Origin of the sequence: Pseudomonas sp. (assembly GCF_051660785.1) — a bacterium.
GTDB lineage: Bacteria > Pseudomonadota > Gammaproteobacteria > Pseudomonadales > Pseudomonadaceae > Aquipseudomonas.
In genome coordinates this window covers 59,091-77,340 of record NZ_JBOFQE010000058.1, presented here as the reverse complement: position 1 = coordinate 77,340, position 18,250 = coordinate 59,091, and the positions used below count along the sequence as shown (strand labels likewise).

Here is an 18,250-nt window from a genome sequence, read left to right as displayed (position 1 = left end):
AGGGACCACTCCAGGAAAGACTTCTGCAATGACCAAGCTCGTTCGCGCCGCCGTCTTGACCAACTACCTGGACGTGGCCCATTACCTGGGGCTCAACCCACATGATTTGCTGGCGAACGTCGGCCTCAGCAAGGCCCGCCTGCAAGCCCCGGAACACCGTATTCCGATCGATTCGGCGGTGCGCCTGCTGGAAGACTCGGCGGCGGCCAGCGGCTGCCAGACCTTCGGCCTGAGCATGGCCGAGTCTCGTCAGCTCTCGGATTTCGGGGTGGTCAGCCTGCTGCTCAGCCATCAGCGAACCCTGCGTGATGCGTTGCAGGTGCTGGTGCATTACCGGCACCTGATGAACGACTCGCTGGCGATATTCGTGGAAGAAGCAGGCAGGATGGTGATCATCCGCGAGGAAGTGGTGACCGAGTCACCTATGCCCTGTCGACAAGCCAATGAACTGGCAATCGGCGTGATGTTCCGGCTCTGCGCCGCCCTGCTCGGGGCGCATTGGCACCCCTACAGTGTTAACTTCACTCACCAGGCTCCGGACAACCTGCAGCTGCATCGGCGCCTGTTCGGCTGCAATCTGGAGTTCGGCAGCGAGTTCAATGGCATCGTCTGCCCCGATGCCAGTCTCGACATGACCAACCCTCAGGCCGACCCGGCCATGGCCCGTTACGCCCAGCGTTACCTGGATTCACTGCAGAGCCCCGATGGGCCGTCGACCCTGTTCGAAGTGCGCAAGGCCATCTACCTGTTGCTGCCTATGGGGCGCGCCACTATCGAGCAAATCGCCCAAACCCAGGGCATGAACGTGCGCACGCTGCAGCGTCGCCTCAAAGACGATGGCTGCGCTTTCAACGACCTGATCAACGACGTGCGCCGCGACCTGGTGCTGCGTTATCTGGAGAACCCGAATTACTCACTGGGCCGGATCGCCGACATGCTGGGCTATTCCATGGCGAGTTCTTTCACCCGCTGGTTCATCACCCAGTTCGGCATGCCGCCAGCCACCTGGCGCAGCACGCAAAAGCCCGATCCGACTAAACGCTGAGCCCCTGCAGGAGCTGTGTGGGATCTGTGTAGCGTCGCCACCTAAAAAAAACGGCGGCTGCTGGTGCAGTCGCCGTAAAAAACCGGTGCTTGTGACGCCGGTCAAGTGCCGCACGACGCTGGAGTTAACGCAATGCGGCGGCTGTGGAACAGGGTGCGGTTACATCCCCCAGCGCAGCATCAGCAGCACCAGAACAACAAGAAACACGGTTTCTCCCACCATCAGCAGGATCGGCTTGATACCGACGGAGGCCAGTTCCTTGAGCTGGGTTTTCATGCCCAAGGCGCTGATCGAAACCACCAGGCACCAGCGCGACAACTCATTGACTGAACCCTGCACCACCGGGGCGATCCAGCCGGTGCTGTTGAGACAAGCCAGCAGCAGAAACCCGACAGCGAACCATGGCAACAGCGGCGGCCGCTTGCCTGTGGGGTCGGCGCCTTGGATTCGCGTAATCATTGCGGCGCAGACGATCACCGGCAGCAACATGGCGACGCGCATCAGCTTGACGACCGTGGCCGTATCGCCGGTCTCGGTCGACAGGCTGTAACCGGCGCCGACCACCTGGGCGACATCGTGGATAGTCGCCCCCAAAAACACCCCGGCCACCTGCGGCGACAACGACAGCCAGTTGGCAATCATCGGATAGACGATCATCGCCATGGTTGACAGTGCCGAGACGCCAATCACCGTGAACAACGTGGCGCGCTCTTTCTGCGGATGGTTTGGCAGCGCCGCCGCCAGCGCCAAGGCCGCCGAGGCCCCGCAGATGGCGGTCGCCCCGCCAGTGAGCATGCCAAACAAGCGCTGAAAACCCAGGGCTTTGGCCGCGATCACCGAGACGCTGATGGTCACGACCACCAGAATCACCACCAGGGCCACCGGCTTCCAACCCAGCGCCGCCATCTGCTCAAGGGTGATGCGCATGCCCAGCAACGCCACGCCGATGCGCAATACAGTGCGCGCCGTGAACTCGATACCGGCTTTGCATGCACCGTCACCTGCCAGGAAATTGAGGGCCATGCCCAACAACAATGCGAACAACATCACCGGCGCACCGTAATGCTCGGACAAGAAGGAAGCGGCCGCAGCAACGATCAGGCTGACGATGAAACCGGGCACCAACTCGCGCGTTCGGCTGTGGATACGGGTCAGAGCAAGAGCGCTCATGGCGCGGACTCCTCGGAAACGATGACGATAAAGGCCTGGCCATCGACGACCTCGACCGGGTAGTTGGCGACCTTGAGTGTGTTGGAATTGAGCAAGTAACCGCTGGCCAGATCGAAACGCAGCCCATGGGCGCAGCATTGAATCATTCGCCCGTCGAGGCGCCCGCCACACAGCGACGCGCCCTGGTGCGGGCAGCTGTCGTCGATGGCGAACAAATGCCCGTCGACGTTGAACAGCGCCAGGCTTTTATCGTCGAACTCGAACAGCGCGCGGCCACCGGCCTGCGGGTGTTTGCCGGCCGGTACGGGAATACGTTTGCTCATGCCGGTTGCCGCTCGCGATCACGTTCCCTGAGTGTTTCATTCATGGCCCCCAGCAGCGCCTGAGCGGGTTGTGCACCGATCACTGTCATGCGGCGGTCGAACTGAAAGCTCGGTACACCACCGGGCGCACCGCGGGCTCCGTCAAAGGGGGTGGCGTCGCCTTTCAGGCAATCGAGCACTCTGTCCGTATCGACGCCGCAAGAGCGGGCAATGGCGAGCAACGTCTCGCGGCAACCAAGGTTTTCACCTTTGCGGAAATACGCAGCGAACAGTCGTTCGAGCAACATTTCACGCTGAACAGCATTGCCCAATGCGCTGACACGCTCGAACAAACGGTGGGCGTCAGCGGTGTTGGGCATCGTCTCGATACGGCCGAGATCGAGGACCAGTCCAACCGCCGCGGCAGCCTGCTGTACCTGGGCCTGGCGCAGGGCCACAGCGTCGGCATTGCCCAGGCGCTTGCGATAGAAATCGGCGAAGGGTTCACCTTCTAACGGCAACTGAGGCAGCAACTGCACCCCATGCCACGCTGTGGTGATCTGCACCTGTGGATGGCGACTGCGAAACTGTACCTGCGCATGCTCCAATTGCCGCTTGCCGATCAGGCACCAGGGGCAGATGAAATCGAAAAACACATCAATCCGTAAACGAACGCTCACAACTTCACCTCGCACGCTACGGTATCGGGCACGTCATGGACGCGCTCATCCCTCAACCGAGCGATGTCTTTCTGGTAATGACACAGGGCATAAAAGAACACCGCCGCCGCCAGGACACTGACGAGGGGCACCAGTTGGAAGGCGCCGTGCAAGCCGATTACATCGGACACTCGGCCGGTGATGAACGGTCCCGGAGCCAGGCCCAGAATGTTGTTGGCCAGGGTCAGGGTGGCGAAAGCCGTGCCGTGGACCGAGTAATGGGTCAGGTTGGCAACCATTGCCCCGGCAGGGCCGGTGGTGCCAGCGGCAATCAGCATGCCCAGGCAGATCAGTCCCAGTTGCGCGGGCCCTGCCGGCAACGCGAAGGCCAGCGATAACAGCACGCAACTGCCCAGGCAGTACGCGATGGCCAGGGACACCTTGCGTTCCGGTGAATGGCGGCACAGGCGGTCGCTGAGCATGCCGCACAGGATCATCCCGACGCCGCTGCACAGCACAATGATCGCCGCCATGCCCCCGGCTTTGTCCGTCCCCATGTCGTAGTAGCGATTGAGGTAACTGGGCATCCACACGATGACCGTACCACCGACGAACAGTTGCAAACCGCTGCCGACATACGTCGCGATCACTGAACGACTGGAAAACAGCGTGCGCAACGGGTGTTTGATTTTGGCGGCAGCCTTGCTCGCCGCATTCACCGCACGTTGCGGGGTGATGCGTGCTTCCTTGACGATGATCGGATACAGCAATGCCAGAACCAGGCCGAACAGCGCCATGCAGGCAAACGACCAGCGCCAGCCAAGCTTGGCCGCGATGGCGCCGCCCAGGGCCATGCCCAACACCGACCCAAACATGCCGCCCGCCATGAAGGCACTGGCCAGCGTGGCCCGCATGTGTTTAGGGAACACGGAAATCACCACTGCGATGCCGACGCTGCCATAAGCCGCCTCGCCCACACCGACCATGAAACGGGCAATGAACATCTGCTGGTAATCCTGCGCCAATGCGCAGCCCAGGGTTGCAAGGCTCCACAGCAGGGCCATCAGGGCCAGGCTTTTGACCCGTCCGAAGCGGTCAGCCATCAGCGACAAGGGAAAAGTCAGCAGGCCGACCATCAGGGCAACGATGCCACTGAGCAGGCCGAGCTGGCCGTCGCTCAGGGCCCATTCGCCCTTGAGTATCGGGAACACGGCGTTAAGCACCTGGCGCGACATGTAATCGGAAATCAACAGGCCGAACGTCAGGGCGAAGACTATCCAGGCATATTTGCGCGCGACCGCGACGGTACCGTCGTCATCGTCTGCGGCAATCGGGTGAAAGGCCATATAGCCTCCTCGAAACTTTATTTTTGTTGTTATCGAGCGTTTTGCAGAGCAGCGAGCGAGAGGCTTCGGCCTCCCGCCCGCGCTGACGGTCAGCCGCGTTGCGGAACACCTTTCTGCCCAGCCTTGCGGTTGGGGGCCATGCCGTTGGCCAACAGGGTTTCTTCGATGCTCTGGTACTGCACACCGATGCGATAAATCTCACGGGCTTCTTTGCCGGTGGCGATCTCGCGACCCAGTTCATGGGCAACGCGCACGGTTTGCTCGATCTGTTGCACCGAGCTGAAACGCTTGCCCTTCTGATCAATGATAGTGTCTTCAATGCCCACGCGCGGGTGCAGCCCCATGGCCAGGGCCATGGTGTTGAAGGGCAGCACGTTTTTGAGCAGCGATTCCGCGGTCAGGGTGCAGCCATCCGGCGCGCGATGAATGAAGTTGAAGAAGTTGAACGGATTCGGGCCATCGAAACCGCCGCCGATGCCGATCCAGGTCAGGTTCAACGGGCCCTTGTACACGCCTTTGCGCACCAGGCGCTCGAGGGTTTCCATGGCGTGCATGCCGGTCAACTGGAAGTGCGGCTGAATACCGTTGTCCATCAGGCGCTTGAGGTGCTCGGCAACCCAGGCCGGGCCGGCCGGCACGGTCATCTCGCTGTACGCTGCCTGAAAAAGGGGGTTGGCCAGGGACGTGCCTTCCAGGTATTCCGGATAAAGCAGTTCCATGATGTTCATCTGGGTGGTGTTGATCGCCACCGTGACCTGATCCGGTTTGGGGGTCAGCTCGGCCAGCATGTGACGGGTATCATCAGACAGCCACTTGGCCGCTTCGCCATCGCTCTCGGGGGCGAAGGAAATCGAGCCGCCCACCTGGATGATCATGTCCGGCACGGCTTCACGCACACCGGCGATCAGCTCGTTGAACTTGGACAGGCGCTTGGAGCCCTTGCCGTCCAGTTCACGCACGTGCAGGTGCAAAACTGTTGCACCGGCGTCATAACAATCCACCGCTTTTTGCACCTGCTCATCCATGGTCAACGGGATGTCTTCGGGGAAGTCTTCCGGCATCCATTCCGGGCCGTAGGGGGCCACGGTGATGACCACTTTTTCCATGTTTTCCGGGTGCAGGGAATCGTCGAAGAATTGCATGGGTTACTCCTGTTCTTATTGGTTGTCCGCCCAGCCGGGATCGAGCCCGATGGGCGCAGTTGCGAGTGCGATTGCAGAGGCGGTCGATCAGTAAGTCGTGTCGCCGATGATTCCGGCACGCTCCATCTTGCGATGGCACGGCGGGTAATCCATGACCGCGTAGTGCTGGGTGCTGCGGTTGTCCCAGATGGCGATGCTGTTGGGCTTCCAGCGCCAGCGCACCTGGTACTCGGGGATGTACGCCTGGCTGATCAGGTAGCGCAGCAACTCGCTGGCACCCGGGTTGGCGTCCTGGCCAAAGCGCACCCGCTCGGGGGTGTGGTAGTTGCTGAAGTGGGTGGTGAACGCATTGACGAACAGCACCTTTTCTCCGGTTTCCGGGTGGGTGCGCACCACCGGGTGTTCGGCATCCGGGTACATGGCCTTGAGCGCCAGACGCTTGTCCTTTGGCATGGCTGCGCCAAAACTGGCCTCAATGCTGTGTCGGGCGCGCAGGTCAGCGATCTTCGATTTCACGTCATCGGGCAGGTTTTCGTAGGCTTCGACCATATTTGCCCACATCGTGTCACCGCCCACCGGAGGACATTCCACGCAGCGCAACACACAGCCCATCGGCGGCGCCTCGCGCCAGGTCGCGTCGGTGTGCCAGGCGTTTTCATAGCGGTCCATCGGCTGGTCCGGCTTCTTGTAGATGCGCACCAGGCCAGGGTAGTCCGGGTCGCTGCCGGCCACCGGGTGGTCCTCCAGCTCGCCGAAACGACGGGCGAAAGCCACGTGCTCGGCCCGGCTGATGTCCTGGTCACGCAGGAACACCACCCGATGCGTGAGCAACTGGGCACGAATCTCGGCAAAAAGACCGTCGTCGTGGACCGCGTCGGCGAGGTTGACGCCGATCAGTTCCGCGCCGATGTTGCAGGTCAATTGTTCGACTTTCATGGCAGGCCGCTCCCTTAAATGACGAAAATCGACGAGCCGGTAGTCTTGCGCGATTCCAGGTCACGATGGGCCTGCACGGCATCCTGTAGAGCATAGTGCTGGTTGATTTCGATCTTGATGCGACCGCTGCCGACGAGGTCGAACAACTCGCCTGCCAGGGCGGCTTTTTCCGCAGGGTCGGCGATGTAGTCGGCCAGGGCCGGACGGGTCAGGAACAGCGAGCCCTTCATGGCCAGCATCACCGGGTCGAAGGCCGGGATCGGGCCGGACGCCGTGCCGACGCACACCATCAGGCCGCGACGCTTGAGCGAATCCAGCGACCCCATGAAGGTATTCTTTCCAACGCTGTCGAACACCACGTTGACGCCAACGCCATCAGTCAATTCGCGTACGCTTTGGGCGACGTCTTCGTGGCTGTAATTGATGACATGGTCGCAGCCGTGGGCACGGGCGATTTCGCCTTTGGCCTCAGTGGATACGGTGCCAATCACCGTCAGGCCGAGCAGCTTGGCCCACTGCGATACGATCAGGCCGACGCCACCCGCGGCGGCGTGCAGCAAAATGCTGTCGCCCGCCTTGAAGTTGTAGATGCGCCGCATCAGGTACGACGAGGTCAATCCGCGCATGGTCATGGCCGCGGCGGTCTCGAAACCGATGGTTTCGGGCAATTTGATCAGCGGTGCGGCCGCGATCAGGCGCTCGGTGCTGTACGCGCCCAGCGTATTGAGAAAACCGGTGTACGTAACGCGATCGCCGACTTCGACATTGGTAACCCCCTCGCCGACTGCCTGCACGACGCCAGAGGCTTCAACGCCCATGCCGTTGGCCAACGGGATCGGGTAGGTGCCATTGCGAAAATAGGTATCGGCATAGTTCAGGCCGACAGCCACATGCCGAAGACGAACCTGACCCGGGCCAGGCTCGCCGACATCGACCTCTTCATAGCGAAGTACGTCGGGACCACCGGTTTCGTAGAAGCGGACGGCTTTGGCCATGTTTTCTTATTCTCCAGTCTGCAATGCGTCGATTTACGCTGACTGGACTGTAGGTCGCAGCCTGACGAGACGCTTCTCATCAGACGACAACGGCTTTTCATTTCATGACAATTGTCAGAACTTTTCGGCGATTCGTTTAAGCGGGTAATTCGGCTCACGATAGCCGCCGGGGGCCTGCCGCTTGGGCAGCTTGACCTTCTCGCGCGGCACTTCCTCATAAGAAATGCGACTGAGCAAATCGGTAATGATGTTCAGGCGAGCCCGTCGTTTGTCGTTCGAGTCGGCCACCAGCCACGGGGCATGCCCGGTATCGGTTGCCTTGAACATGTCATCCCGAGCGCGAGAGTAGTCATACCAGCGGCTGTAGGATTTCAGGTCCATTGCGGTCAGCTTCCAGATTTTGCGCCCATCCTTGATGCGCGCTTCAAGCCGGCGGGTCTGTTCCTGCGGGCTGACTTCCAGCCAGTACTTGAGCAGGATGACGCCCGATTCGACGATCGCGCGCTCCACCAAGGGGATTGCCTTCAGGAAACCGACAACTTGCTCCTGGGTGCAAAAGCCCATTACCCGCTCGACGCCCGCACGGTTGTACCAACTGCGATCGAAGATCACCACCTCGCCCGCCGCTGGCAAATGTGGCAGGTAGCGCTGCACATACATCTGGCTTTTTTCACGGTCGGTCGGCGCCGGCAACGCCACCACCCGAAAGATACGCGGGCTCACCCGTTCGGTCAGCGCCTTGATCGTCCCGCCCTTGCCTGCCCCGTCGCGGCCCTCGAAGACAATGCAGATCTTGATGCCCTTGTTCTTTACCCACTCCTGCAACTTCACGATTTCGACATGCAGCCGGCGCAGTTCTCTCAGGTAGTCCTTGTTGGACATCCTGGCGCTTGCGGAGGAATCAGCTTTCTTGGTGCCTTTCTTGTCCTTTGCCATGGTCAGAGCCTCACATTCGCTGTGATCGCTGAGTTTAGTCCATGGTTAAACATTTACAGGACGCCGAGGCAGCCGGTGAGCAACACAAAACAAATGTGGGAGCTAGTCTGCTGGCGATGGCGGCTGAACATTCAACATCACTGTTGATTGACAGTCCGCCATCGCCAGCAGGCTAGCTCCCACAGGAATTGCTGTTAACCCGACAACCGGGTCAACAGCACTTCGGCCCGGCCTTGCTCCCGTAACGCGCTTCCTGGCGTTCCCGAAAGAACACCTCATAGCTCATCACCGGTTTGTCCGGATGTTTGCTCTGCATATGTTCGACGTAGGTGTCGTAGTCCGGCATGCCCACCATCAGGCGTGCGGCCTGACCGAGGTATTTGCCGAGACGACTCAGGTCATTGAACATTAGCGCCCTCCTCCATCACGCATCCGGCAGCGCCTGGAACGGTGCTTCTTTATCCGTACGTTCCTTGGTGCCCCAGGCGGCAATGCCGACCTTGAGCGCAAAGAACAGGATGCTGAAGACCACCAGCAGGAACAGCGCTGTCAGCGTTGCGTTGGTGTAGGCGTTGTAGATCACGTGGTGCATCTGGTCGATGCTCTTCGCCGGGGCGAGGATCTGACCGTTGGCCAGCGCGTCGCTGTACTTCTTGGCCAGGGCCAGGAAACCGATCGCCGGGTTGGCGTCGAACAGCTTGATGAAGCCCGCGGTGGTGGTGCAGATCAGCAGCCATACCGCTGGCAGCATGGTCACCCAGACATAACGCTGGCGTTTCATTTTGATCAGCACAACAGTCGCCAACATCAGCGCGATACCGGCCAGCATCTGGTTGGAGATGCCGAACAGCGGCCACAAGGTGTTGATGCCGCCCAGTGGATCGATCACGCCCTGGTACAGCAGATAACCCCACATTGCCACGCAACCGGCGGTTGCGATCAGGTTGGCAGTCCAGGATTCGGTTCGTTTCAGGGATGGCACGAACGAGCCAAGCAAGTCCTGCAGCATGAACCGTCCGGCACGGGTACCGGCGTCGACGGCGGTCAGGATGAACAATGCTTCGAACAGAATCGCGAAGTGGTACCAGAACGCCATGGTGTTTTCACCCGGCAGAACGTGGTGCAGGATCTGCGCGATACCGACCGCCAGGGTCGGCGCACCGCCGGCACGGGCCAGGATGGTGGTTTCACCGATGTCCTTGGCCACGGCTTGCAGCGCTTCCGGAGTAATTGCAAAACCCCAGCTGCTGACTGTCTGAGCAACCGAAACAGCATCGGAGCCAACCAGCGCCGCCGGGCTGTTCATGGCGAAATACACGCCTGGCTCGATCACCGAAGCGGCGACCATCGCCATGATGGCGACGAAGGATTCCATCAGCATGCCGCCGTAACCGATGTAACGGGCATGGCCTTCGCTGGCCAATAGCTTCGGCGTGGTGCCGGAAGCAATCAGCGCATGGAAACCCGAGACCGCGCCACAAGCGATGGTGATGAACAGGAACGGGAATAACCCACCCTTCCACACCGGTCCGGTGCCATCGATGAACTGGGTCAGTGCCGGCATTTTCAGGTCGGGCATGGTGATCAGGATGCCGATCGCCAGGGCCACGATGGTGCCGATTTTCAGGAACGTGGAGAGGTAATCACGCGGCGCCAGAATCAGCCACACCGGCAACACCGCTGCGACAAAACCGTAGCCGATCAACATCCAGGTGATCTGAATGCCGGTGAACGTAAAGGCCTTGGCCCAGACCGGATCGGCGGCAATCTGCCCACCGAGCCAGATCGAACCCAGCAGCAGCAACACGCCAATCACCGAGATTTCACCGATGCGGCCCGGGCGGATGTAGCGCATGTAAATGCCCATGAACATCGCGATCGGGATGGTCGCCATCACCGTGAAAATGCCCCACGGGCTTTCGGCCAGGGCTTTCACGACGATCAGTGCCAGCACCGCGAGGATGATGATCATGATCAGGAAGCAGCCAAACAGCGCGATGGTGCCGGGGATGCGGCCCATTTCTTCACGGACCATGTCGCCCAGCGAGCGGCCGTTGCGGCGGGTAGACATGAACAGGACCATGAAGTCCTGAACCGCACCAGCCAGCACTACGCCGGCAATCAGCCACAGTGTGCCGGGCAGATAGCCCATCTGTGCGGCCAAAACCGGACCGACCAGCGGCCCCGCGCCAGCGATGGCGGCGAAGTGGTGGCCGAAAAGTACGTGTTTGTTGGTCGGCACGTAGTCCAGGCCATCATTGTTGATGACGGCGGGCGTGGCACGATTGGGGTCGAGTTGCATCACCTTGGTGGCGATGAACAGGCTGTAGTAGCGGTATGCGACGAGGTAGATAGCGACGGCTGCGACTACGATCCAGAGGGCGTTGATCGCTTCGCCGCGGCGCAGGGCCACGACACTTAGCGCAAACGCTCCCAGGACAGCCACGGCAAACCAGGCGAGGTGTTTAGCCAGACGGGGCATAGCGTGTCTCCTGCCGACAGCCAGTGACTGCGGCGGTAATTTTTATAATTGTGTCCGCGGTGCGGAGCTGGCCCAATATCCCCGCATGCCGTCTACAAATAAATCCGCGTTACTACGTACGTGGCATCTACGTAGTTCTACGTAGACACCCCCGATCTGTCAGCTGAAATGCAATCCCCCTGTGGGAGCCAGCCTGCTGGCGATGGCGGACTGACATTCACCATTGATGTTGACTGTGCCACCGCTATCGCCAGCAGGCTGGCTCCCACAGGGGCTATGCGTTTCAACTGAGCCGCAGGTCATTCCGTCCAGCGCCGCTACTGGACGCGCGTATCTTTGGCATATGATGCCGGGCCTTCGCCTTTCCTCGGTCCGGTCAGGAGCCAAGATGCAGCTCAAACACAAAATCGTCGCGCTCGGGATTCTGCCGCTGGTGTTGGCCATTGCTGTGATCTGCGCGCTGGTGATCTCCCTGAATCGCCAACTCGGCGATCAACAGGCGCAGCTGATCGAAGACAGCATTCTGGCCAGCAAGCGTGCCGAACTGAAAAACTACGTGGAAATGGCGCAAAGCCTGATTGCGCCGCTGTACGACGACGGCCACGGTGACGAGCGCGCCCAGCAACAAGTGCTGGAGGAACTGCGCAAACTCAGCTTTGGCATCAATGGCTACTTTTTCGTCTACGACCGCGAAGGTCGCAGCCTGATGCATGCGCGCCAGACGGAGCTGGTGGGCAAATACCTGTGGGACATGAAGGATCCGCACGGGTTGCCGGTGATTCAGGCGCTGCTCAAAAGTGCGCAATCCGGCGAAGGTTTTCAGCGTTACGCCTGGAACAAGCCCTCCTCCGGCCAGGTGACCGACAAGCTCGCCTACGTAGTGATGCTCGATCGTTGGGGCTGGATGCTCGGCACCGGCATCTACCTGGAAGACGTCGAGCGCGCCACCCAGCAGGCGCGCGATGAAGTGGCCCAAGGCATCCGCAAGACCATGCTGGCGATTGCCGCGGTGGCCCTCGTGGCCGTGCTGTTTGTCTTCGCCAGCGGCATGACACTCAATGTCAGCGAGCATCGTCTGGCCGACAAAAAGCTTCAGCGCCTGACCCAGCGGATCGTCAGCTTGCAGGAAGAAGAACGCTCACGGGTTTCCCGCGAGCTGCACGACGGCATCAGCCAGGTGCTCGTCTCCATCAAGTTTCAGTTCGAACTGGCCAGTCTGTTGCTGGAGAATGACCCGGCACAAGACAAGGGCTTGAGCACGCTAAAAGACGCCACCGCACGCCTCGGCGACGCAATTGGTGAGGTTCGCAGCCTCTCTCACGACCTGCGTTCGTCGCTGCTCGACACCCTGGGCCTGCCGGCGGCGATCGGCCAGCTGGCCGCCGAATTCGAGCAACGCAGCGGCCTTGCCGTGACTTACGACGATAATGAATTCGACTGTGACCTGGTCGATGGCGCAGCGGTCTCGCTGTTCCGGATTGTGCAGGAAGGCCTGACCAACATCGAACGCCACGCACAGGCAAAAAACGTTTCGATTTCCCTGCACGGGTCGGAAGAATCCGTACGCCTGACCGTAGTCGACGACGGCATCGGTTTCAATGTCGCCCAGGTCGAACGTCGCCACGCGGGCATTGGCCTGCGTAACATCCGTGAGCGGGTCGAACATTTCGGCGGACGCTTCGACCTGATATCGATGCCCGGAAGAAGTGAACTGGACGTGCTGCTGCCGATGAAAATGCCCGGCACAAAACGCTGACGCAACCCATTACAACAAGAGTGAACTCCCGCGATGAACCTGCCCTACCCGATCCGCGTCGCCCTGGTCGACGATCACTCCCTGGTCCGCGACGGGATCAAAGCGCTGCTCGCGGTCATGGCGCCCCTGGAAGTGGTGGGCGAAGCCGAGAGCGGCGCGCAGGCCATCGAGATGGTCGGACGCTGCCAGCCAGACTTGTTGCTGGTCGACATCAGCCTGCGCGATATGAACGGGCTTGAGCTGACCCGTGTATTGCGCAACCAGTATCCGTCGCTGAAGGTGCTGGTGCTGAGCATGTATGACAATTACGAATACGTGAGTGAGTCGGTTCGCGCCGGCGCCAGCGGCTATGTGCTGAAGAACTCACCGTCGCGGGAAATCATTGCAGCCATCGAGGCCATCGCCAGTGGCGGCACGTTCTACAGCGCCGAAATCGCCCAGCGGCTGATTGCTGACAAAAGCACCGACAACGAGCTGACGCCCCGTGAAAGTCAGGTGTTGTACAAAATGGCCCAGGGACTCAACAACAAGGAAATGGCCCGCGAGCTGGACATCAGCGTGCGCACGGTCGAAACCCATCGCCTGAGCATCCGCCGCAAACTCAACATCGACAAACCTGCGGCGCTGGTCAAATACGCAATCGATCACGGGATCATCACGCGCTAGTGAACAGCCTCACACTGTCTCTGGATTGACGACCTTTGCCGTGCGGATAAACAACGCCCGCACCTTGTCCCAGAAGTTGCCCCCCAGCACGAAAAAGCTGCCAATCAGCATGGCGTCCCCCAGCACCTGCAACTGCCACAGGTTTGGTCTGAGCCCAGGCCAGAACGTGTCGATGTAGGGTTCAAGAAAAGCCGAGATCAGGGGCAAACAAAACATCACGATACCGAGCCGATGACGAATCGGCCCCACTTCGGCATCTATCGACGGCGCAAGGCCGGACACGTAACCGAATAGCTTGTTTTTCAACTGCTGGAACCCGGCCTTGCCCATGACGGCAATGACCACGATCAGCAGGACTTTGTTACTGATGAACAAAACGCCGGTCAGCGCAGCGATTCTTGAGCCTGGAATGTCGAGTGCGGCGGCGATCGGCACCATCAGCCACGAGCCCAACATCAAGCAGATAATGGCGATGCCCACTTTGAAGCGCCAACCAGCGGAATGAGGTTCAGCCTGACCTTGGGGGTTACTCATGAGTGTCCTGCCTATAAGTGATCGCAGAAGGTTTGAGGGTGCTTGAGAAGCTTAGCAGCCGGTTGCTCATTTGGACGGCTATGCTCCAGTGACCTTCCCTGGTTGGACGTTACCCAATGCATCGAGGCCGTTCCCTGCTGAGGCTGCCAGGCCACCTCCTCTTGCTCGGCGCACTTGGCCTGAGTGGCTGCGTGCGGCTGGGACCGGACTTCCAGCCGCCGGGCGAACCCTGGGTCGAACACTGGAACACCGCCGCTCTCGAAAACGCCAGCCAACGCGGGACTCACCCGGATATCCGCCAGTGGTGGCAGGTCTTCGACGATCCGCTGCTCAATCAACTGATCGCCGAGTCGGATGCTCATAACTCCAGCTTGAAAATCGCCGGTCTGCGTGTGATGGAAGCCCGTGCCCAATTGGGCATTGCGCAAAGCGGGCTGTACCCGCAACTGCAGCAAGCCAGCGCCGACAGTCTGTACTTCAACCGCCGGCAATCCGGTGGCGCCAATCCGCAGGACAGCCACTTCTGGCAATACAGCGCCGGCTTTGACATTGGCTGGGAGCTGGACTTCTGGGGGCGTTTCGCCCGCGCCATCGAATCGTCCGACGCCAATTATTTTGCGGCCCAGGCCAACTATGAAGATGTGCTGGTGTTGCTGCGCGCCCAGGTGGCGGACACCTACTTTTCATTGCGCACCACCGAAGCGCGATTGCGCGTCGCCCGGGAGAACGCCAAGCAGCAAAAACGTAACTTCGAGATCACCGAAAAGCTGTTCAACAGCGGCCAGCAAGCCGAACTCGATCTGCAACAGGCCAAAACCCAATACCTCGGCACGCTGAGCACCATCCCCACCCTGGAGGACCAGCTGCAACGAACCCGCAACGCCTTGGCCGTGCTGATCGGACAACCGCCCGGCACGTTGCCGCTGCTGGTGCAAAACGAAGGGCTGATCCCGCTGATTGATCGCGCCGTGCTTCAGGACGTACCGGCCGGTTTGCTGATGCGTCGGCCCGATGTGCGCGCCGCCGAGTTGAATGTCGCCGCACAGTCGGCATTGATTGGCGTGGCCGAAAGTGATTTCTATCCATCGCTGACCCTGCTGGGCAGCATCGTCTGGTCGGCCGACACGCTCAACGGGACGTCCAGGAGCCTGGACCTGATCGGCGGACCCAGCCTGCGCTGGAATCTGTTCGACCATGGCCAGATCAGCAATAACGTGCGCATCCAGGATGCACGGTTACAGCAGCTGATCGAGGCGTATCGCGACAAAGTCCACCAGGCCGCGCGCGAGGCTGACGATGCCGCCACTGGCCTGATCAAATCGCTGGAGCGCGAACGCATCCTCAGCGAAGCCGAAGTGGCCGCCAAACGCTCGCTGGTGCTGGCCAGCGCGCAGTACCGCGAAGGTTACTCTGACTTTCAGCGTGTGCTGGACGCCCAGCGCGCCCTGCTCGAGCAGCAAGACAACTACCTGGTCGCCCGCAGCAACGCCGTGAGCAATCTGATTGCCCTGTACAAATCCCTGGGTGGCGGTTGGTACAGCGCCCAACCCAAAGTCGATGAAACCACCCGCCGGCAGATGGAACAGCGCACCGACTGGGGCGACCTGCTGACCGAGCCCGCCGCCCCACAGTTCCCACAAGGTAAACAGCCATGAGTGAAGCCGCGCAGCCTGTCCCAGAGGCGCCCGCCCCCACACCTCCAGCGCCTCCCCCGCCTGCCGCCGACCCGGCGAAAAAAGGCATCAAATGGGTGCTGCTCCTGATTCTCCTGAGCCTGGCGTGGTACCTGTTGGCCGACCGCTTCACGCCCTATACGCAACAAGCGCGCGTCGGAGCCTTTGTCATTCCGGTGGCGTCGGAAGTCGCCGGCCGGGTGATCCGCGTCAACGTGCGCAACAATCAGGACGTCAAGGCCGGGGATGTGCTGTTCGAGGTGGACCCGCAACCGTACCAGATTGCCGTCGACCGGGCGCGGGCAGACCTTGAATCGACCCGTCGACAGATCGGCGCCAGCACCGCCGGGATCGCCTCGGCGCAAGCCAACTTGCGCGCCGCGCAGGCCAACGAACTCAAGGCGAGACAGGACAATCAGCGTCTCGAAGGCTTGTACCGCGAGGACCCTGGGACCATTTCCGTACGCTTGCTCGAAGTGTCTCGCGCCAACCGTGAACACGCTGTCAGTCAGGTCGCTGCCGCCCGCGCCGAAGTGCAACGTGCGCGCGAGCAAGAAGGGGGCAGCGAGGAAGACAACGCCCTGCTGCGCAGCGCTGCCACGGCGCTGTCGAAAGCTGAGCTGGATCTGTCCAACACGCAGATTCGTGCGCGTTCAGCGGGGCTGATCACCGACCTGCGCACCGACGCCGGGCAATTCGCCGCTGCCGGTGGCGCGGTCATGACCCTGATTGCCATCCACGATGTGTGGATCAGCGCCGACATGACCGAAAACAACCTCGGTCTGGTGACGGTTGATACGCCGGTTGCGATCGTCCTGGATGCACTGCCGGGCGAAGTGTTCGAGGGCCGCGTACGCAGTGTCGGTTACGGGGTCAGTGTCGGCCAGACACCCGCGCCTGGCACCTTGCCCGGCGTGCAAAACAGCCGCGACTGGCTGCGCCCGGCCCAGCGTTTTCCGGTGATTATCGAGTTCTCCGAGGATGCCCGAAAAACCTTGCGTGACAGCCGCGCCATCCGTGCCGGCGGGCAGGCCGAAGTCATGGCCTTCCCTACCCAGGGCAACCCGTTGAACCCGTTGGGCCGCGTGTTTGTCGGGTTCATGAGCTGGCTTTCGTATGCCTACTAAACGCACGCCCCGGGAACAGCGCGCATTGCGTCTCGCCACTGGCACGGCATTGTGCCTGGCCGCCAGTTTCGGCTTCGGGTTGCCCATTCCCTTTCTGGCGCCGGTGCTGTGCCTGATCCTGCTGGCGTCGATCAATCGCCCGTTGCCCTTCAAGGCCGCGGTAGTGCTCGCACTGGCCGCAATGTTGACCACAGGTCTCGGCCTGTTGCTGATCCCGATCCTGCGTTACTACCCCGTCACTGGCGTGCTGCTGATCGGCTTGAGTCTGTTCCTGGTGTTCCGTTTTGGCCTGCGCGGCGGCAATGCCCTGATCGTGACCTTCCTGGTGATTGGCCTGACCATGATTTCCTCGGCCGGCGTCGCAGAATTTGATCTGGCGGCGATGGTTATCGGCGCGTTGGTCAAGGGATTGCTGCTCGCCGTTGCAGTCGTGGCGCTCAGTCATGGCGTGTTCCCGGACCCTCCCAACGCCCCTTCCCCACCGCCCGCCCCGACTTTGCCCGCCGAAGAAGTCAGTCGAGTGGCGCTGCGTGCAACCCTGATCGTGTTGCCGGCGTTCCTGCTGGCGTTGATCGACCCGGCCGGTTACCTGCCGATCATCCTCAAGGCTGTCAGCCTGGGTCAGCAAAGCTCCGCAACCAATGCGAACAACGCCGGTCGTGAACTCGTCGGATCAACCTTGCTCGCCGGCCTGTTGGCGATCCTGTTCTGGAGCGCTCTGAGCCTGTTTGTGCACCTGTGGATGTTCTACTTGTGGATGCTGCTGTTTGGCCTGGTGCTGGCGCGAAAGCTCTACGCCCTGAGCCCGACCCGGTACAGCCCGGGGTTCTGGGTCAACACATTGATCACGCTGATTATCCTGTTGGGCCAGTCGGTTCAGGACAGCATCGCCGGCAAGGACGTGTACACCGCGTTTGCAGTGCGCATGGGGTTGTTCCTCGCCGTCACGTTGTATGCCTGCCTGATGATGCATCTGCTCGAACAGCGGCCACGACGTGCTCAGGGATTAACCTGATAGCCCTTGCCTTGCAGGCAACTGGTGTAGGCCGTCGAGGTGTTCGCGGCATTGGTTTTCTCTTGTGCCCGGCGCTCCTGGCGCTGACGCGAACCGCCCACCACCGCCCCCGCCGCAGCGGTCTCTTTGGCGCGATTCTGCCGATAGTCCTGTTTCACGTCGTCATCGACGCGATCATAAACCTCGTCACGCTGATTCCCACGCACCTGGGCCCCGGCCGCTCCGGCAGCGGCCCCCACGGCCGCACCTTTCAGGCGCCCTCCGGAGGGAGACGCCGTCGACGCAGTCTGGCTGGCCGCGATGCTGTTGCATTCATTGATGTCCAACTGAGTCTGTTGCGAACTCTGCCCTTTCATCGGAACGACCGTTGCAGCCCAACCCTGGGTGTATGAAACCGACAAGAGAACGCACAGGCCAAGGGACGATACCTTGCTCATGATGACCTCCAACGCAGCTCGTCACTCTG

18 protein-coding genes are annotated in these 18,250 nt (G+C 61.0%); 6 read left to right on the top strand and 12 right to left on the bottom strand.

Annotated elements, in window-relative coordinates; all coding sequences use genetic code 11:
• The first annotated feature begins 28 nt into the window (after window positions 1-28).
• Entirely contained in the window at window positions 29-1,045 is a 1,017-nt protein-coding gene (locus ACRC4F_RS14370; RefSeq protein ID WP_438659900.1) for an AraC family transcriptional regulator, read from the top strand.
• A 159-nt stretch (window positions 1,046-1,204) separates the two neighbouring features.
• On the opposite strand, the gene ACRC4F_RS14365 is transcribed toward ACRC4F_RS14370, so the two are convergent.
• The 10 genes from ACRC4F_RS14365 to ACRC4F_RS14320 all read right to left on the bottom strand — a co-directional run bounded on the left by ACRC4F_RS14365 (window position 1,205) and on the right by ACRC4F_RS14320 (window position 11,013).
• Window positions 1,205-2,215, bottom strand: a complete 1,011-nt coding sequence (locus ACRC4F_RS14365; RefSeq protein ID WP_438659899.1) for a YeiH family protein — start codon at window positions 2,213-2,215, stop codon at window positions 1,205-1,207.
• Window positions 2,212-2,538 (bottom strand): Rieske (2Fe-2S) protein, encoded by a 327-nt coding sequence (locus ACRC4F_RS14360; protein ID WP_438659898.1) that lies wholly within the window; start codon window positions 2,536-2,538, stop codon window positions 2,212-2,214. The genes ACRC4F_RS14365 and ACRC4F_RS14360 overlap by 4 nt, the downstream gene beginning before the upstream one ends.
• A complete protein-coding gene (locus tag ACRC4F_RS14355; RefSeq protein WP_438659897.1) occupies window positions 2,535-3,197 on the bottom strand; it encodes a DsbA family oxidoreductase in 663 nt (220 codons plus the stop codon). Before ACRC4F_RS14355 ends, ACRC4F_RS14360 begins: the two co-directional genes overlap by 4 nt.
• Window positions 3,194-4,522, bottom strand: a complete 1,329-nt coding sequence (locus ACRC4F_RS14350; RefSeq protein WP_438659896.1) for an MFS transporter — start codon at window positions 4,520-4,522, stop codon at window positions 3,194-3,196. The genes ACRC4F_RS14355 and ACRC4F_RS14350 overlap by 4 nt, the downstream gene beginning before the upstream one ends.
• 89 nt (window positions 4,523-4,611) lie before the next feature.
• Window positions 4,612-5,664: a 3-keto-5-aminohexanoate cleavage protein gene (locus ACRC4F_RS14345; protein ID WP_438659895.1), complete on the bottom strand. Its 1,053-nt coding sequence runs from the start codon at window positions 5,662-5,664 to the stop codon at window positions 4,612-4,614.
• Window positions 5,665-5,751: 87 nt separating this feature from the next.
• A complete protein-coding gene (locus tag ACRC4F_RS14340) occupies window positions 5,752-6,600 on the bottom strand; it encodes a TauD/TfdA dioxygenase family protein (protein ID WP_438659894.1) in 849 nt (282 codons plus the stop codon).
• Window positions 6,601-6,614: 14 nt separating this feature from the next.
• The gene (locus ACRC4F_RS14335; RefSeq protein WP_438659893.1) at window positions 6,615-7,595 is read right to left on the bottom strand and encodes a quinone oxidoreductase family protein; all 981 of its coding nucleotides are present in this window, start codon (window positions 7,593-7,595) and stop codon (window positions 6,615-6,617) included.
• A gap of 114 nt (window positions 7,596-7,709) precedes the next feature.
• Window positions 7,710-8,531 (bottom strand): polyphosphate kinase 2, encoded by an 822-nt coding sequence (ppk2, locus tag ACRC4F_RS14330; RefSeq protein WP_438659892.1) that lies wholly within the window; start codon window positions 8,529-8,531, stop codon window positions 7,710-7,712.
• Between the two features lie 211 nt (window positions 8,532-8,742).
• Window positions 8,743-8,940 (bottom strand): YbdD/YjiX family protein, encoded by a 198-nt coding sequence (locus tag ACRC4F_RS14325; RefSeq protein ID WP_109631600.1) that lies wholly within the window; start codon window positions 8,938-8,940, stop codon window positions 8,743-8,745.
• Window positions 8,941-8,955: 15 nt separating this feature from the next.
• A complete protein-coding gene (locus ACRC4F_RS14320; protein ID WP_438659891.1) occupies window positions 8,956-11,013 on the bottom strand; it encodes a carbon starvation CstA family protein in 2,058 nt (685 codons plus the stop codon).
• A 388-nt stretch (window positions 11,014-11,401) separates the two neighbouring features.
• Between ACRC4F_RS14320 and ACRC4F_RS14315 the strand changes: the two genes are divergently transcribed.
• Both ACRC4F_RS14315 and ACRC4F_RS14310 read left to right on the top strand, forming a co-directional pair.
• Window positions 11,402-12,769 (top strand): cache domain-containing protein, encoded by a 1,368-nt coding sequence (locus tag ACRC4F_RS14315; RefSeq protein ID WP_438659890.1) that lies wholly within the window; start codon window positions 11,402-11,404, stop codon window positions 12,767-12,769.
• A gap of 33 nt (window positions 12,770-12,802) precedes the next feature.
• Window positions 12,803-13,435 carry a response regulator gene (locus ACRC4F_RS14310; protein WP_438659889.1) on the top strand — a complete coding sequence of 211 codons (633 nt, stop codon included), beginning with the start codon at window positions 12,803-12,805 and terminating at the stop codon, window positions 13,433-13,435.
• Between the two features lie 9 nt (window positions 13,436-13,444).
• Here the strand turns inward: ACRC4F_RS14310 and ACRC4F_RS14305 are convergent, their stop codons facing one another.
• On the bottom strand, window positions 13,445-13,969 hold the full coding sequence (locus ACRC4F_RS14305) for a transporter suffix domain-containing protein (protein WP_438659888.1): 525 nt from the start codon (window positions 13,967-13,969) through the stop codon (window positions 13,445-13,447).
• Window positions 13,970-14,085: 116 nt separating this feature from the next.
• Here ACRC4F_RS14305 and ACRC4F_RS14300 point away from each other — a divergent pair, with 116 nt between their 5' ends.
• Genes ACRC4F_RS14300 through ACRC4F_RS14290 form a run of 3 tightly spaced genes read left to right on the top strand, consistent with a single transcriptional unit; the run spans window position 14,086 to window position 17,784 of the window.
• Complete coding sequence (locus ACRC4F_RS14300) at window positions 14,086-15,624, top strand: efflux transporter outer membrane subunit (RefSeq protein ID WP_438659887.1); 1,539 nt, start codon at window positions 14,086-14,088, stop codon at window positions 15,622-15,624.
• Window positions 15,621-16,769 (top strand): HlyD family secretion protein, encoded by a 1,149-nt coding sequence (locus ACRC4F_RS14295; RefSeq protein ID WP_438659886.1) that lies wholly within the window; start codon window positions 15,621-15,623, stop codon window positions 16,767-16,769. Before ACRC4F_RS14300 ends, ACRC4F_RS14295 begins: the two co-directional genes overlap by 4 nt.
• Window positions 16,759-17,784: a DUF2955 domain-containing protein gene (locus tag ACRC4F_RS14290; protein ID WP_438659885.1), complete on the top strand. Its 1,026-nt coding sequence runs from the start codon at window positions 16,759-16,761 to the stop codon at window positions 17,782-17,784. Before ACRC4F_RS14295 ends, ACRC4F_RS14290 begins: the two co-directional genes overlap by 11 nt.
• On the opposite strand, the gene ACRC4F_RS14285 is transcribed toward ACRC4F_RS14290, so the two are convergent.
• On the bottom strand, window positions 17,769-18,221 hold the full coding sequence (locus ACRC4F_RS14285) for a hypothetical protein (protein WP_438659884.1): 453 nt from the start codon (window positions 18,219-18,221) through the stop codon (window positions 17,769-17,771). The genes ACRC4F_RS14290 and ACRC4F_RS14285 overlap by 16 nt on opposite strands.
• Window positions 18,222-18,250 lie beyond the last annotated feature (29 nt).

Coding starts and splice junctions, on each gene's coding strand:
- ACRC4F_RS14370 (WP_438659900.1), top strand. CDS start 29: ATGACCAAGCTCGTTCGCGCCGCCGTCTTGACCAACTACCTGGACGTG.
- ACRC4F_RS14365 (WP_438659899.1), bottom strand. CDS start 2,215: ATGAGCGCTCTTGCTCTGACCCGTATCCACAGCCGAACGCGCGAGTTG.
- ACRC4F_RS14360 (WP_438659898.1), bottom strand. CDS start 2,538: ATGAGCAAACGTATTCCCGTACCGGCCGGCAAACACCCGCAGGCCGGT.
- ACRC4F_RS14350 (WP_438659896.1), bottom strand. CDS start 4,522: ATGGCCTTTCACCCGATTGCCGCAGACGATGACGACGGTACCGTCGCG.
- ACRC4F_RS14345 (WP_438659895.1), bottom strand. CDS start 5,664: ATGCAATTCTTCGACGATTCCCTGCACCCGGAAAACATGGAAAAAGTG.
- ACRC4F_RS14340 (WP_438659894.1), bottom strand. CDS start 6,600: ATGAAAGTCGAACAATTGACCTGCAACATCGGCGCGGAACTGATCGGC.
- ACRC4F_RS14335 (WP_438659893.1), bottom strand. CDS start 7,595: ATGGCCAAAGCCGTCCGCTTCTACGAAACCGGTGGTCCCGACGTACTT.
- ppk2 (WP_438659892.1), bottom strand. CDS start 8,531: ATGGCAAAGGACAAGAAAGGCACCAAGAAAGCTGATTCCTCCGCAAGC.
- ACRC4F_RS14325 (WP_109631600.1), bottom strand. CDS start 8,940: ATGTTCAATGACCTGAGTCGTCTCGGCAAATACCTCGGTCAGGCCGCA.
- ACRC4F_RS14320 (WP_438659891.1), bottom strand. CDS start 11,013: ATGCCCCGTCTGGCTAAACACCTCGCCTGGTTTGCCGTGGCTGTCCTG.
- ACRC4F_RS14315 (WP_438659890.1), top strand. CDS start 11,402: ATGCAGCTCAAACACAAAATCGTCGCGCTCGGGATTCTGCCGCTGGTG.
- ACRC4F_RS14310 (WP_438659889.1), top strand. CDS start 12,803: ATGAACCTGCCCTACCCGATCCGCGTCGCCCTGGTCGACGATCACTCC.
- ACRC4F_RS14305 (WP_438659888.1), bottom strand. CDS start 13,969: ATGAGTAACCCCCAAGGTCAGGCTGAACCTCATTCCGCTGGTTGGCGC.
- ACRC4F_RS14300 (WP_438659887.1), top strand. CDS start 14,086: ATGCATCGAGGCCGTTCCCTGCTGAGGCTGCCAGGCCACCTCCTCTTG.
- ACRC4F_RS14295 (WP_438659886.1), top strand. CDS start 15,621: ATGAGTGAAGCCGCGCAGCCTGTCCCAGAGGCGCCCGCCCCCACACCT.
- ACRC4F_RS14290 (WP_438659885.1), top strand. CDS start 16,759: ATGCCTACTAAACGCACGCCCCGGGAACAGCGCGCATTGCGTCTCGCC.
- ACRC4F_RS14285 (WP_438659884.1), bottom strand. CDS start 18,221: ATGAGCAAGGTATCGTCCCTTGGCCTGTGCGTTCTCTTGTCGGTTTCA.